The organism is Desulfurococcus amylolyticus Z-533, assembly GCF_000513855.1.
GTDB classification, from domain to species: domain Archaea; phylum Thermoproteota; class Thermoprotei_A; order Sulfolobales; family Desulfurococcaceae; genus Desulfurococcus; species Desulfurococcus amylolyticus.
The window spans coordinates 696,866-711,485 of record NZ_KI911318.1; the positions used below are offsets into that span (position 1 = coordinate 696,866).

Genomic DNA, 14,620 nt, shown 5'->3' on the forward strand with positions numbered 1-14,620 from the left:
CCGGGACCACGGTTACCCTAGGCCTGGATTAACTCTCTCAACATGCTGGCTATCCTCGACGATATATCAACATACTCTACTAACGGGTGCTCCAGCCTTGCGCTAAGCGTGTTAGCTAATATTATTCTCTGGACACCCGCATCCATAATCCTCGATAACGCATTACCGATCATCAATCCATGGGATGCAGCGACAAATATTCTTCTAGCTCCCTGCTTCAAGAGGATCCTTGATGCCTCGGCGATTGTCCCACCCGTGCTTATTATGTCATCGACTATCACGACATCCCTTCCCTCGACGCTCACCTCTCTAGGGGCATAGCTCACGGCCCCGGTCACCCTGTCCCTTGATTTAACCAGGTAATCGTAGTCTAAGCCAATGCTTTCAGCTGCAAACCTGGCTCTCTCCAAGGCACCTTTATCAGGGGCGAGGATGACCGGCTTATCCAGCTTATCCACCACTGCTTTAACAAGGAGGTCTGAGACAAGGATGTTTACAAGGTACGGCTTGAAATCGCTTAGCAGGCTATTGCTATGGAAGTCCACAACTACGAGCCTGCTATAACCGGCTGATTTAAGGATCCGTAACACTGTTGAGGCCGATACAGGCTCTCCCGGCATAAATACCTTGTCCTGCCTTGAGTAGGCCAGGTATGGTATTACCCCGATGAACTCTCTTGCCTGATTCCTTGCCAGGGCGTCGGCTAGGATTAATAATTTCAGAAGGGATTGATCCTGCATAGGGTACATGGTTGAAATAACGAGGATCGTGGAATCCCTTACCTTATCCGGCTCCTCAAGCCTCACGTATTGCTCTCCGTCGGGGAACACTTTCTCCGTGATACCGATTACTTCGGCATTGACTCCCCTAGCTATATTGAATCCATCAGGGTAGTTACCGGTTACAACAGCCTTAATCAACACGAGTCACCAGTATATTATAATACGGGTCTAAACAATTTTATTTAAGAGGATGAGAAGCTTGAAGTTCTCCCCCGACCTACCATGGGTTAGGGAAGCAGATTTCTGGGAGCCCCTTGGAGACGGAAGGGTACGCTGTAACCTTTGCCATAGGAGATGCATCATAGTGCCGGGAGCCTATGGGGCATGCGGTGTTAGATATAATCATGAAGGCAGGCTCTACACGCTGGTGTATGGGCTGCTTACAGCGGCTAACCCAGACCCCATAGAGAAGAAGCCCTTAATGCACTTCAACCCCGGTGCATGCACATTCTCTATTTCAACAGTCGGATGCAACTTCTACTGTAGATTCTGCCAGAACTGGGTGCTCAGCCAGTCAAGGAGGGATGGTGCCTTCGGGAAGCCATATGAACCCCGGGAAGTGGTCGAAGAGGCCTTAGGTAACGGCTGTGATGGAATAAGCTACACATATAATGAGCCAACAATATTCTACGAGTTCATGTACGATGTTGCAAGGCTTGCCAAGGAGAAGGACTTGTTCAACACGATGGTCACAAACGGCTATATGACACCTGAGGCCATTAGGAAGCTCGGTAAACTCATGGATGCGGCAACCGTTGACTTCAAGGCCTCAGGTAATAAGGAGTTCTATAGGAGGTACATGGGTGTACTGGATCCCTCACCAATATACGAGAGCCTCATCGAGATGAAGAGACAGGGTTGGTGGATCGAAGTGACGAGCCTCATTGTTCCAGGTGTCGGCGATAGAATAGAGGATACGGCGGGCCTTGCTAAATGGATTGCCGAGAACCTCGGAGAGGAGACGCCATTCCACCTCCTGAGATTTCACCCAGACTACCTGGCGCAGGATATCCCTCCAACACCTGTTAAGACGTTAGAGAGGCATGCTGAAGCGGCTAGAGAGGCGGGATTAAAGCATGTTTACATAGGTAATGTGTGGGGGCATCCCTTAGAGAATACCTATTGTCCTAGATGCGGCTCCCTTGTTGTGGAGAGAAACGGCTTCTATATTATCGATTGGAGGCTCGGAGAGGATTTTAAATGCCCTAAATGCGGTTATAGATTGAACTTTGCAGGAAGATTCCGCGGTAATAAGGGATACATGTATTGGTGACCCTAGATGCCGTACTTCGTAGTGGTGTTGGGAACCGCCGGAAGCGGTAAGACCTCGTTAACTAGTGCATTATACACGTATCTAACATCACACCAGCTTGATGCAGCAATAATAAACCTCGACCCAGCTGTCGAGGAGATCCCATATGACCCGGATATAGATGTAAGGGACTACGTGGATGCCCGTGAAGTCATGAGGAAGACGGGTTTAGGTCCTAACGGCGCGTTGATAGCATCCATAGATATGCTGATATCCAATATACAGGAGCTCCAGGACCTCGTAGATAGCTTGAAAGCGAATTACATATTGATTGATACCCCTGGCCAAATGGAGCTCTTCGCCTTCAGAGACACCGGCTCGATCGTGTTGAGATCCTTGATCGGTAATGCAAAAGCCGTCTCATTATATCTCATGGATTCTGTGCATATGGTCCGGAGCTCCAATATATTCTCATCACTACTCTTGGCGGCATCGACATATGTGAGGCTGGGATATCCCCAGGTAAATGTGTTGACGAAGACTGATCTACTTGGAGACGGAGTGTTAGAGGAGCTTTTAAACATGTTTGAAGACCCTGAGGCACTGGCTTCCATGATAGTTAATGATAGGGAGGCCAGTATGATATGGGATGAAACAGAGATCTCCCAGCTCCTCGAGAAACTATTGGTATTCGATATAGTACCGGTCTCCAACACCGCGGGAGAGGGATTTGATTCTCTTTACGCAGCGATACAGAGGGTTCTAGCTGGGGGCGAAGACTATTTAACAGAAGAGCCAAACCCAGTGTTGTAATGCTTCCGGCTCCTAGAGCACTCCAGCCTCAAGTACTCCAATATGCTGGCTAGTTCCGTGTATGATTTAACCCTATAGAACCTTATATCAGCCTTGATCGAGGCTTCTTCGTCATATATGGTGTCCCCGATAAAAACTATCTCGCTGTACTTGGCCTTTAAATAATTCAACTGCTCAACCCTGTCAATAGAGTAGTCGCGTGTCACGTACTCACTAATATAGTTTGTTAGGCACAGCTTCTCCAGCAGCGGTTCAAGAGTTCTCTTACTTCTATGGGTGGCTATCACTACTTTGAATCCATTCTCCACCATTTTTATTACTTCACTGATATTGGTGCTCACTGAGCCGGGATCAAGGAGCCTTATGGAGTTTAACTCCTCCTCCTCAATCATTTCCCATGCCCGCTTCTTCTTCTCCACGGGTATATCTAGCCTGGAAAGCGATAGTCCAAGCGGCTTCAATTCATGGCTCACACCTAGTTCTTCCCTTATTCTCCTCCTGAGTTTATCGAAGTCTACTAGGCTTGGTATCAGTGTTCCATCTACATCTATGACTATTGTCTCGATACAGCTCATCCCTAAACTACCTTTACCTTAACTGGGTGCTGTGATGCAACATATATTTCCCCATCATCCCTCATGTACCCTATTAGCATGCCATCAGTATTGTATGCATAGAATATCCTGCCATCCCTGCTTACACCGATGAATCCGAGTGCATCCTGCCCAACGGTTTTCTCAGTATAATACATTATCTTTCCGAGCGCCTCCTCGAGATCCATGCCGCCTGAGACCTCCATGTCTAGCCTCAGACACGGCATCACCCTTATAATGTATTCACCGATCCCTGTAGCACTGCAGGCTGTAGTGCTCGACGCGTAAAACCCGGCCCCAGGTATTGGTGTGTCCCCCACTCTGCCGGGGAGCTTCAATATGACTCCCCCAGTACTTGTTGCTGCTGCCAAGACTCCTTTTTCATCCAGCGCCACAGCCCCCACTGTATCGTAGACGTTTACAAGTTCCTTGAGCATAGTGTAGTATGAGCTACCATGCCTATACACGAATTCACGTATCTTCATATAGTAGTCCTGCTTCAAGTCTCCACCCAGTAGCTTCCTACCTGCCTGAACATATCTCTCAACAACGTGTGGAGGCGGTGGCGGCAGTGGTGGTAAACCCTTTAACACGGCTAATTCATCAGCGCTCCCGCCAGCCAGTAGTACATGGGGTGTCTCCTCCGCGACTATTCTAGCCAGTAGGATCGGGTTACGTGTAGCCTTCACAGCTGCGACAGCACCGAGGAGGCCTGTTGAAGTCATTAAACCGGCATCAAGGCTTCTCCCACCGAGTAGATCAAGGGTAGAGCCGTAGCCAGCGTTAAGGATTCCCGAGTCCTCCATGCATCTCACGGCCTCAACTACTGTGTTGAGGGCGTTATTGGATTCCCCGAGTATCCGCCAAGCACGCCTGGTACACTCCTCGACAACCTTCTCGGCTTTAACTCTAATAGATTCGTCTCTCCAGCTTCCAGCTCCACCATGGAGAATAAGGGCCTTAACCATGTTTTCACCATCATAGTATAGATTGCCACTATAGTTTAAAACTCTAAGACAGCTATGAGTGAACCACCGTATTCCCATGGATTAGGATCCTTATATTAATAATGTATTTAACTAGCTTCCAGATAAAGATAGATGCCAGATTCGTGGTGAGAGCGAATGAGCAGTGTAGCCATGGGAAGTGACATCAACGACGAGTTATCCAAGGTCGTCTCCTCGGTCACATTTAAAAGGGAAAACCCCTTCATCCATGTATTGCCAGGTATATTTATTGCTCCAGCAGTGTTAATTATATTATACAACATCAATACAGTGTTAGACATACAGAGTATCCCTGCGACGCTGGCACCATCTACAGTGTTTATTCTCGCATATCTTATTTCCTCAGCGCTCTCATCATACTATCTACTATACTCTATTAAGAAACACCTCTATGAAAGCAGTGTTGTAACATACTACTTCACTCGTGGGAGAGACTTCAACGGGGCCCTACTATACATACGCAGTGCTGTCACATCATCAACTCTTCCATCACCCAGTACAGGCATCCTCCTAGTGCTTCTCACAGGCGCTTACCCAGTTATACTAGTACTTGCCAGGAAGGCTGTTAGAAGACATGTGGTAGAGGAGGAGAAGGTGTTATTGGGCCGTAATTACCTCAGGGACTACTCGATAGCCGATATTGCTTTAGATTTAGCATTAACCGTGGCCACACTCGGCCTCTACGCATCATATTTATCATACAGGGTCATCGAGGAGTTCAACAACCATATCACACGCGTACACGGCACCCATCCAAATCCACCTGGCCCATTACAACAGGAGGTAACTGAGGGAGAGGGGGGTTCGCTGACTTCGCGTGTTATTGGAGTCGTGTTATTTATATTGGGGCTTACATGGGGTCTCGCCTATATTGGTGTACCATACAGCTTTGTCTCTAATCTATCACTAGGCCTGACATGGTTCGCGTTGAACCACATACTGAGGGATAAAAGCTATCCATTCATACTCGCGGTGAACATAGCGCTAACCTATATATTGCTTATAGCAGGAGTGGCGACTGGTATAGCCGGCTACCCTGTTTACAGCGGGTTGTTTAAAGGTGTGTCAGAAAATATGAGAAGTATTGCTTCATCCACGTCGCTATACAGCCTAATAATAATGGTTTTCCTCAATAATCTCTCCATATCGATCCCATCGATTATTCCAATGGGTTCGCTTGCCCTTGCATCAGGGGTGGGTAATGCTGGGATAATAATCGGCTTGACGATTTACGGCCTCCCACTAGACACCGCTTTAAGAACGCTCTCCATCCTACTATATCCATACGCGATCACCGAGTTACTCGCGTACTCTATACTAGCATCCTCTGTTACAAGGCTGGAAACCAGTAGAAAGTATCTTACAATAGTTTTAGCAGGTATACTACTATTACTGTTAGCAGCGGTCCTAGAGGCGATCACCATAATACAGGTACGTGGTCCAACTACTAGTAGAAGCCACCTCTAGAGTGGAGCGTCAACTATATAGGGTTGTCCAGCGGGAAGCGTTTACTGAGTAGTTATTGATGACTGTAGCTTCAAGAGTTCCTCCGGGGGCTCGATAACCAGCGCTAATGCCCCATATAATCCCACATCGTCCCCAAGCGTTGTTGGCTGTATCAGAGGCGGAGTTGTCACAATGTTTCTTTCTGCTTCCCTCCTTATGGGTTCAAGCAGTATATCAATGTTATTGATGAATACTCCTCCACCGATGATGACTACCTCTGGATCATATGAGTTTATCGCTGAAGCGAGCCCAGCTCCCGTTGCCTTAATAAATTGCTTCACCACCTCTAAGGCGAGGGGGTCATTGCTCCTGTATAGTGTAAATATATCTATACTTGTCACCTGCTCCCCTATTGAGATCCTCTTGGCGAGGAGACTACCTGAGGCTAGCCCTGGGTTCCTCTCAAGTAGCCACCTCGCTACTCTTGGTAAGTTTCTTCCACCAACGTAGGCCTCCCAGTGCCCGTAGCCGCCGCAACCGCACTTGAGTTCCGAGTTGTAGTCAACCACGATGTGACCTATTTCATGTGCGTTTCCCTGCTTGCCTAGTAAGAGATGATTATTCACTATTACACCGCCCCCCACACCAGTACTCAGCGTCACGTAGAGCAGGTTCTCGAAGCTTCTTCCAGAGCCAAAGTGCTTCTCTCCCCAAGCAGCGGCTACAGCATCGTTTACAACGTATACTCTCTTACCGAGCATTCTTTCCAGGGGTTCTAGTAGCTTTACTTCATTGAATAATAGATTAGGCGGCTTAACAATGACTCCCCTCCTTAAATCTAGTGGACCTATTGATGCCACGCCAACTGCTTCTACACTGTCTAGTACACTACTCCATTTCTCTCTAGCTTTAGCAACTATTGACTCAGCTATCGTTGTATTATTACCGGTTTTGGGTGTGGGAAAAACTATTTTATCAAGTATCCTGTCCTGACCGCACAGAGCTATCCTGGTTTTAGTTGCACCCAGATCCACCGCCAGATACCTGGCCATTCCTACCATCTATCCCTCTTGTTTAACCTGGATTTTTCTAAAGAGTATTGGTGCATCAGTGATGGTGTATCTCTCAGTTTTCCCGGGCTCCATGTTCACTGGGTTCTCTATTTCAAACCCGAATGCAGAGGCTAGTTTCGAAGATGCCATTGGCGTGAACGGGTGAAGCAGTATTGTTGCAACCTTGATCAGCTCCAGTAACGTATACAGCTCCTTGCTTGGATTAGACCTTTCCCAGGGCTTGGTTTCATTAATATATTGGTTAGCGTATCTAGCTATGTTCATCACGTGCTCTAGAGCCTTAGAGACCTCGTAACTCCTCATTGCATCGAGGTATGCCCCGATACCACTGCTAATTACATCGGCTACATTCTCATCAATACTCCTCTTATATACCTTGCCACCCATCTTTTTTAATGCTAGCGACCCAACTCTCCTAACCAGGTTTCCAAATGTATCGGCGAGCTCCGTGTTATAGATGCTGTCAAGTAACTCGAAGGAGACCTCGCTGTCCTTATCCGTGTTAAATATCCTTGAGAGTAGGTATCTCACGCCGTCGCTACCATTATATCTCTCCACTAGTTCCTCTATAGATATCACATTGCCGATGCTCTTACTTATCTTTAGGCCCTTGCTGATCAGATATGAGTGAACTATTACCCTCCTCGGAGGAGGCATATCTAGTGCTTTCAGCATGGAGAACCATACGGCTGTATGGAACCATAGTATGTCCTTGCCTATTATATGATGCACGTTGCTCCAGTAGAGCGTGTTCTTCTCCTTGTCATCGGGATACCCTATCCCGCTGAGATAGTTCATTAAAGCATCGAACCACACGTAGATAACGTATTTGTCATCGAATGGAACCGGGATACCCCACCATACTCTTTCAACAGGCCTAGCCACCGAGACATCCCTTAGTCCCTCATTCCTTATCTTGGAGGCTACTTCTCTAGCATACTGGGACGGATATACTATATCTTGGTTCTCAAGTACATCCAGTAAGTAATCCTTGAACTCCGATAACTTGAAGTAATACGTCTCCTCCTCCAGGTACTCCAAGGGCTTGTTATGGATTGGACAGTAGGGCTTGCCCTCAACCTCCGTGTATTCGCCCGGTGAATAATACTTCTCACAGTCCACGCAATACATCCCACTATACTTCGCCTTATATATCAAGCCCTTCCCGTATATGTAGTTAAATGCTTCCTTAACTGCTTTCTCATGGTAGGGATCAGTTGTCCTTATAAAATAGTCGTACGAGATATTCAATATTCTCCAGTACTCCCTGTACAGGTTGGCCATTTCATCAACATATTCCTTGGGGTGTTTTCCCGCCTTCTCTGCAACCCTCTGGATCTTCAATCCATGTTCATCATTACCGGTTAGGAAGAAGACCTTGCCACCAGTCAACCTGTGGAATCTTGCAAGCACGTCAGCGAATACTGTTGTATACGCGTGCCCTATATGCGGTGGTGCATTAGGGTAATATATCGGTGTAGTCACATAAAACACACTCATGTTAGACCGCCACTGAATCCTTATTCATTGAGAGTTGATTAATGTTGTCTCACTTTTTAATTATTTCCTCAAGCCTGCCGGCATACCTGTTTACCTGCTTCCTCACATATCCCATAAAATATTTGAGGAGGAGCTTTAATGGAGCATGGTATGGTTCACTGAAGTAGAACTTGTTCATTATATCCTCAGCCCAGTAAATAGTGTGATTATACATTGCGAGCAATGCATCAATATGCTCATGCTTCAAGTGGTCGCGTAGAAACCATGTATTATGCTTTAATGCACCCATGGGTACGAAGAACATTGGAACTATTATACTTCTATATGGTTTAAGCCTCTCAATCAACTCGATGGTTTTCATGACGTCATCTGGTGTTTCACCAGGGATACCGAGGATTACCGTGGCAGCCGGGATAATCTTGTTTTCATGCATGATCCTGAAGGCATCCTCCACTACATTAGGCCACTCCTCGACAGGGTAGGGGCTTGACTTAGCCCTCATTATCTCATGTGCCAGCTTAACGCTTCCAGTCTCAATGCCCACCTCCACCCCGAGGAACCTACGGTGCTCATTCAACACTAGTTCATTCATTAATTTAGAGATGAGCTTATGGTTTTCCTCAGCGTACTTAACTGCTGCAAGGCTTGCATGGGACCATGCAAGACTCCTCTTCTCACCTATCCTCTCTAATACCTCGCGGTGAAGCCTTAATATTGGATCAGGTCTAGGTTTCACCCCGTCTGCATGGTATAGTAGTACATCCTCGCTATGCAGGATGGTGCCCTTCAACCCGCTCCTTATATTTACATCGATCTCGGCAAGTATCTTCTCAAGAGGAATAAACCTCAATGGTCTCAGTGTAACACTGCAGAATCTACACCCTCTGGGACAGCCACGCATTATCTCAACCAATCCATTAACACTAGCACCCTTTATAACAGGGATCTCGTTAACCCCGGGTACATCGCCTGCCCCCACGTACACATAGCGTGGCAACGGCTCATTCCTCAACGCCTTCTCAACAAGCTCTACTACAACCTTCTCTCCCTCTCCATCAACAATCGTGTCTACTCCCCATTTATCCATTAGTTCCAGCTCGTAGAGCCACTGCCATGCAGCCGGTCCGCCCACTATTATCTTTACCCCTTTCTCCTTCGCCTTCCTCACAACGGGGCTATTCATGAACCTGATAAAGCTCCTCCTATTAATCGGCTCCATCCCTGTTATGCTCCACCATTCACTGCTTGGAGGACCGTATGCAAAGTAATCGTGGTGGCTTAGCATCAGTATCTTCATCGAGTCCAAGTGTTTGTCTATGTGGTCCGGATCGATTATAGCGGCATTGAAGCCTGCATCCATCAGCACAGCCTCTATCTTTCTCATTCCATAAGGAGCCTCCCTGGGTCTCCCCGCATCATCCACCTTGACCTTGGGTGCTGCCAGCATCATCCACAGGGATTCCGGCATAGCTATCGGAGGTCCTGTAGCTATGAATCCCAGGAACTCCTTGCCGTGATGATTACTCATCATTGTTCGATCAGATGTGAGAACTATCTCGTACCCCATTTCACACGACCTCGAATAATACTTTACCATCTAGCCTTCTCAGTAGCTCTTCGAGGTTATCGCGTGTGGTTAAAACAAGGATGCTATCGTTGCAGACATGTTTCTCTAGTAGCTCTAGGGCCTCGCCTCTTGATTCAAGCTCGTATATAATTAATGAGTAGACATGGTTATTCAATATACTATCCTTTATTAATTCAAGTGGCCTAGTGCGGGCCTCCTTGTGGAGTATCAGGGTTATCCTTCTACCCCCGCTTTTCATGGCATATTTGAGAACAATGTTCTTTAACTCCTCCACATTACTGTCGACTGAGTCAACTAGCACGGTTAGTGATTTACCACATTCACTTATCAATGAAGCCGCCTCCTTTACGTGCCGCCTTAATATTGCTCGCGATCTCCACGAAGTCCCTGATACCGCTTTCATGATGGGCTGCCTCCAGGGCTTCTACTAGTTTCTCTAGGTGCCTCTCCACACGCTTCACGAGCTCATCGATCTTAGCCTTGTAATAAGCCCGCTTCTTAACGATATTTACCTCTATTAATCCACTCGCCTCGAGCAGCTTCATGAGCTCCGAGGCCCGGCTCTTGGTGTAACCTGTTGCCTCACATATCTCCCTCAGTGTAAGCGCTTTATTACTGGTTACCAGTATAGCAATTATCCTGGCCGTGTTGGGTTTCAACCCTATGGCGTTCAAAAGAGTTATCAGTCCCTTCACAGAGTACACCTTTGTCCGGTATTTCCCGAACGATCAGTATGTATAGAAAAGTTAATAAGCTTCTTCACCTGGTAAAGCATTAAGCGTTTCCTCTCTAATGATGTTTCTAGAGTCTTTAAGACCTAGGTCTAGTAGTTTCAGGAGTTTGTGTTTCTGTCATGGTTCTCCATACTGAGAATTCCTTATTCTACAAACAAAGAATGGGGCATAAAAGAAGAAATCAAGAAAAAGAAAAACTTGTTGCTGAGTTAGTTTACTTGCTCGTTGACTAGCTGGTGTATTGATTGGTTCGTGTTTTTAAGTATCTTAATGAGGGGGGCAGAAACGTTTATTAAGGTCATTGAGGAAATTTTATAGACAGTTGGGATCGAATGTTGGAGAGGTTGTTGAAGCCTGCGGGGCGATGGGAGCGCTGCTCCAAGCCCCGCGGGGCTACTCGTAGATGGGAGCCCCGTGCCGTTGGGCTCGACAGCCGCCCATGAACCCACGGTGATAGCACGTGACCTGTGGGCGAGGCGGAAGTCCCTACACCTGATCATGAACGGATGTAAAGTAATCGAAATGAAGGTGTAGGGACAAACGGTTTCTAGGGTTAGTGACTTAGGTCTTAGGAGGCTAGAAAGAGACTGTTTATTGTTTCTTTTGGAGATTCTTTATTTAGGTAATGAGCCGAGAAGTTAACTTCACTAAAGTAAAGTTAAGTGTATTAGCTACACCATCGCAAACCCGAACACCCCCTACTAAGCTAGGGGCTAGTAGGTCTCCATCTAGTGGATCACCCACTCCCCGCTGCTGATGCCCTACACGTCCTTCTACGCAGATCTACGTTGAAACGAGCTCACACCGAGCTTGCCATCTAGCGCCTCACCCAGCACTGCTAGCGGGTCCGGCGGTCTGGGGCTCTCCACCTAGTGCCTCGATGCCATCAAATACGTGCCTAGCGGCTCAAGGGGTAGCCCCATCGGAGGTGCCCGCCTAGCCGTCCAGGGTCTGGCGCCTAATCGAGGCGGTCCAGCTAGTCCACGCCCTTCGGCCTTGCCCATATTTCGGTTAAAGGTTATTAGGCGAGATGAAAGAATATTATTCTTTCATTCTTGTAGATTTCAAAAACAAAAAGGGAAATGAAGCCGCTACTTGCGGTACCTCTCCCTCTCCATCATCTTTGGGCACCGAGACCTTCTCCTCCTCCGTGATGGCCCTGTAGAACTGTGGTATCGAACCTTGGGTGCATATTCCCCTAGTTGCTGAGGAGTCGGATATCGATTGATGGTGACATAGCATGTTAAGGAGGTCTATAATACGGATAGTATGGGTAGTAGGGTGGATAGTACGGTGGTTCGATCCGAGACTCTTCTTTCTTCTTAAGGCACTCTCCATGGCACCAGTACTTGAAGGCGTCGAGAAGCACCTCCTTTATCACTTCAACATAGCTCTTGACTGCACCCCTCCCCCATTCTGAGCTTGTCTAGGAACTCCTTCAGCTCCTTGTTCACCCTAACTCCAACTGCAGGATATCTTTCGTTATATCTTACATAGCTTGGAGGATAGCGCCTTTTCCGCCGTCCGACCATGGTCACCAATACCTCACTATATGTAAACTATATAGAAACTACTTAAAACCGCATGAACTAGTCGGGCCGACCCGACTAGTAGGTGCTCACATCATAGATCAGCCCGTGTACCTCCCCCTCTCTATCGCCTTCACCATCTCATTCACCGTGAAGCGAAGGCAGAGTCGTACGGCCTCACTCACGGTCGGCTCCCTGATCTTGCCGAGCGCGTAGAGGTACTGGGCCAGCTTCTCGACCAGCTCCTTCTCCTCCCTAGACACCCTGACGCTTATCGTGACCAAGCCCTCCCACCAATCCTCCACCCTCATAGGCGCTTATAAGTTCGTAGTACGGGACGTGGTGCATGGTCTCCAGCGACGTGTTACACCCGTCCCCGAGGGGTTCCGTGCAGACCCTACGCGTTTCATGAGAACGTCTTACGGCGTTTATGGGTTAGTATTGCGGAGCTGTCTCACAAAACCCTATTAGCGCGTTTCTTCATCCTCTTATCAGAAGCGGGGGAACGGAACGTGAAGGTTCCATCATTTAGTTGTGGGGTTAACCAGGTTAATAAGCATTCCACCCGTGTCAGTGATGGACGGAGCCAGTTCCTCGGGGACCTGGAGCACAGCGTTCTTAGGGCATTCGCCGAATCGGGCCTCACCCAGATGTCGTTCTCGGATATCGTCTCGAGCGTTGGGCGCGGTAAGAGGCCCGTCTGGACGGCGCTGAGCAGGCTGGTCCGTAGGGGGCTCCTGGCCAAGGCCTCCAGGGGTATGTACAGGATAACCGATCTGGGCGTGAGGGCGCTCGCATCGATGCCCGTCAGGAGGCTCTCCAGGATTGCTAGGCAGTTCAGTGATGGACAGGCCGATGGAACTAGGGTTCCAGGCGCTTCCCCCGACCGCCCCTTAGGCTATGCGGGCAACTGCCCCAGCGGCCCCCTCCTAGGCCCTCCGTCCTGGGACCCTTCTTCGACAACGCCAGGTACCACGCAAACGGGGCTTACCGCCAGCTCGGCAGGGGTTCATTAGCTGGTTGGGGCGTTTTTGTCAACGCTGATCGCGTATCCTACTTCGAGGCCACGTGCGTCGTCAAGGGGATTATGATAGACGGCCAGGTCGTTATTTACTCGAATCCTGAGGACCTCGGCCGCTTCGGACCCTGTTGCAGGGTCGAGTGGAGGCCCCCGAGGGGCTACGTCAAGCTCAACGGCGTCTCATCGACCCTCAGGTTCTCGAATGAGGTGTTCTCGAACGCCTTCAAGGCGATTGCAACAGTCCCCTAGGGGAGCGCCTGCCCGCCAGGAGGATCTCGAGGCTGTTCGGCTGGATCTCGTGGGTCTGGGGAATGCCTACTAGGGGCTTGCGTCCTAGTTGGGGTGCTTGAATGTTGATTGACCCAGCTGTCAAACATCTGCCTAGCTATTTGCTGAGCCTGCTGTTGAGGCTGAAGCTGAACCTCCGTCAGCTTCTTATTTAGTTGAGAAACCTTTCTCGAATAATATACGATAACTACTATTAGGACTATGAGGATAGTGGACTGCATAGACGTATTTTCTATTACCACGCCTGTGCTCCTCGTACTAAGAAACTTCCTTACCGCACCTTGGGCACACGTCCCTACCCGACTGGGATCCTGCCATCCCGCATTCCCAACAAATTTGCGTAAAGGGGCTAATAAGCTTTTCTACGCATTTTTGCGTAGAAGATGCGATAGGCAAAAAGCTTCCGACAATGCTAAGCAGCTTGTCTAAGAGTAACTAACTCACGTCCTTGTGTGTACCAGGTGCAATGTAGATTCAATGGAGAAGCTGATTAGAGATGCTAAGCATCTGCGTTACTGCTCAACACCTGTAGAGTGTTGTGGCAATGGGTGGAGGCAAACACTTCTGCAGCTATAGTGCTGCATACCCTGTTCCATGGTGTTTGCTCTTTGGTCGTCTTCAAGCTGCTTTGCAACGCCATTAATGGCATTCTTGCCAAGACCTTGTCCAGCCATCTAACTAAAACCGCCATCATCTTGCCATCATAAACGGGCTTAAAGCCCTGCAACATGAAGTATTCTGCAAGCCAGTAGCCAAATGGCCACCACATATCCTTACATCTATCGATGATCGCGCATCTACATCGAGTGCAGCATCCACGTCATTTCCTAATAGCATAACGCTTTAAATGGAGTTGAGGTTTTCGCACATCCTTATGCCCCACGCAGACGTAGAACTTTGCTCCTCAGGTTCTATCTTCAGCTCATTTTCCACATAAATTTATGTGGAAAACATACCACTAGGCCATAGGCACTTCTGAAAGCTGTGTTTCCAG

15 protein-coding genes are annotated in these 14,620 nt (G+C 48.2%); 5 read left to right on the forward strand and 10 right to left on the reverse strand.

The window, feature by feature from the left end; all coding sequences use genetic code 11:
- Positions 1 to 17: 17 nt before the first annotated feature.
- The gene (gene prs / locus SPHMEL_RS03695; RefSeq protein ID WP_042667402.1) at positions 18 to 920 is read right to left on the reverse strand and encodes a ribose-phosphate diphosphokinase; all 903 of its coding nucleotides are present in this window, start codon (positions 918 to 920) and stop codon (positions 18 to 20) included.
- 52 nt (positions 921 to 972) lie between these two features.
- On the opposite strand from prs, the gene amrS reads away from it, so the two are divergent.
- Entirely contained in the window at positions 973 to 2,055 is a 1,083-nt protein-coding gene (gene amrS, locus SPHMEL_RS03700) for an AmmeMemoRadiSam system radical SAM enzyme (RefSeq protein ID WP_042667403.1), read from the forward strand.
- A gap of 6 nt (positions 2,056 to 2,061) precedes the next feature.
- A complete protein-coding gene (locus SPHMEL_RS03705; protein WP_042667404.1) occupies positions 2,062 to 2,847 on the forward strand; it encodes an ATP/GTP-binding protein in 786 nt (261 codons plus the stop codon).
- Here SPHMEL_RS03705 and SPHMEL_RS03710 read toward each other — a convergent pair.
- A complete protein-coding gene (locus SPHMEL_RS03710; protein ID WP_042667405.1) occupies positions 2,814 to 3,422 on the reverse strand; it encodes an HAD family hydrolase in 609 nt (202 codons plus the stop codon). The genes SPHMEL_RS03705 and SPHMEL_RS03710 overlap by 34 nt on opposite strands.
- 2 nt (positions 3,423 to 3,424) lie before the next feature.
- Complete coding sequence (locus tag SPHMEL_RS03715) at positions 3,425 to 4,408, reverse strand: isoaspartyl peptidase/L-asparaginase (RefSeq protein WP_042667406.1); 984 nt, start codon at positions 4,406 to 4,408, stop codon at positions 3,425 to 3,427.
- Between the two features lie 156 nt (positions 4,409 to 4,564).
- Here SPHMEL_RS03715 and SPHMEL_RS03720 point away from each other — a divergent pair, with 156 nt between their 5' ends.
- Positions 4,565 to 5,914 carry a hypothetical protein gene (locus SPHMEL_RS03720; RefSeq protein WP_042667407.1) on the forward strand — a complete coding sequence of 450 codons (1,350 nt, stop codon included), beginning with the start codon at positions 4,565 to 4,567 and terminating at the stop codon, positions 5,912 to 5,914.
- Positions 5,915 to 5,955: 41 nt separating this feature from the next.
- Here the strand turns inward: SPHMEL_RS03720 and SPHMEL_RS03725 are convergent, their stop codons facing one another.
- The 5 genes from SPHMEL_RS03725 to SPHMEL_RS03745 are packed head-to-tail and all read right to left on the reverse strand — an operon-like array spanning position 5,956 to position 10,749.
- Positions 5,956 to 6,945, reverse strand: a complete 990-nt coding sequence (locus SPHMEL_RS03725; protein ID WP_042667939.1) for an ROK family protein — start codon at positions 6,943 to 6,945, stop codon at positions 5,956 to 5,958.
- Between the two features lie 9 nt (positions 6,946 to 6,954).
- Positions 6,955 to 8,466, reverse strand: a complete 1,512-nt coding sequence (metG, locus tag SPHMEL_RS03730) for a methionine--tRNA ligase (RefSeq protein WP_042667408.1) — start codon at positions 8,464 to 8,466, stop codon at positions 6,955 to 6,957.
- A 49-nt stretch (positions 8,467 to 8,515) separates the two neighbouring features.
- Positions 8,516 to 10,033 (reverse strand): B12-binding domain-containing radical SAM protein, encoded by a 1,518-nt coding sequence (locus tag SPHMEL_RS03735; protein WP_042667409.1) that lies wholly within the window; start codon positions 10,031 to 10,033, stop codon positions 8,516 to 8,518.
- Position 10,034: 1 nt separating this feature from the next.
- On the reverse strand, positions 10,035 to 10,385 hold the full coding sequence (locus SPHMEL_RS03740; protein WP_042667410.1) for a hypothetical protein: 351 nt from the start codon (positions 10,383 to 10,385) through the stop codon (positions 10,035 to 10,037).
- A complete protein-coding gene (locus SPHMEL_RS03745; protein ID WP_042667411.1) occupies positions 10,375 to 10,749 on the reverse strand; it encodes a MarR family transcriptional regulator in 375 nt (124 codons plus the stop codon). The genes SPHMEL_RS03740 and SPHMEL_RS03745 overlap by 11 nt, the downstream gene beginning before the upstream one ends.
- Before the next feature lie 1,279 nt (positions 10,750 to 12,028).
- Here SPHMEL_RS03745 and SPHMEL_RS03750 point away from each other — a divergent pair.
- Complete coding sequence (locus SPHMEL_RS03750) at positions 12,029 to 12,208, forward strand: hypothetical protein (RefSeq protein WP_042667412.1); 180 nt, start codon at positions 12,029 to 12,031, stop codon at positions 12,206 to 12,208.
- 210 nt (positions 12,209 to 12,418) lie between these two features.
- Here the strand turns inward: SPHMEL_RS03750 and SPHMEL_RS03755 are convergent, their stop codons facing one another.
- Positions 12,419 to 12,601 carry a hypothetical protein gene (locus SPHMEL_RS03755; protein ID WP_042667413.1) on the reverse strand — a complete coding sequence of 61 codons (183 nt, stop codon included), beginning with the start codon at positions 12,599 to 12,601 and terminating at the stop codon, positions 12,419 to 12,421.
- Between the two features lie 803 nt (positions 12,602 to 13,404).
- On the opposite strand from SPHMEL_RS03755, the gene SPHMEL_RS03765 reads away from it, so the two are divergent.
- Complete coding sequence (locus SPHMEL_RS03765) at positions 13,405 to 13,587, forward strand: hypothetical protein (RefSeq protein ID WP_042667415.1); 183 nt, start codon at positions 13,405 to 13,407, stop codon at positions 13,585 to 13,587.
- Between the two features lie 538 nt (positions 13,588 to 14,125).
- Here SPHMEL_RS03765 and SPHMEL_RS03775 read toward each other — a convergent pair.
- Positions 14,126 to 14,395: a hypothetical protein gene (locus SPHMEL_RS03775; RefSeq protein WP_042667417.1), complete on the reverse strand. Its 270-nt coding sequence runs from the start codon at positions 14,393 to 14,395 to the stop codon at positions 14,126 to 14,128.
- Between the last annotated feature and the right edge of the window lie 225 nt (positions 14,396 to 14,620).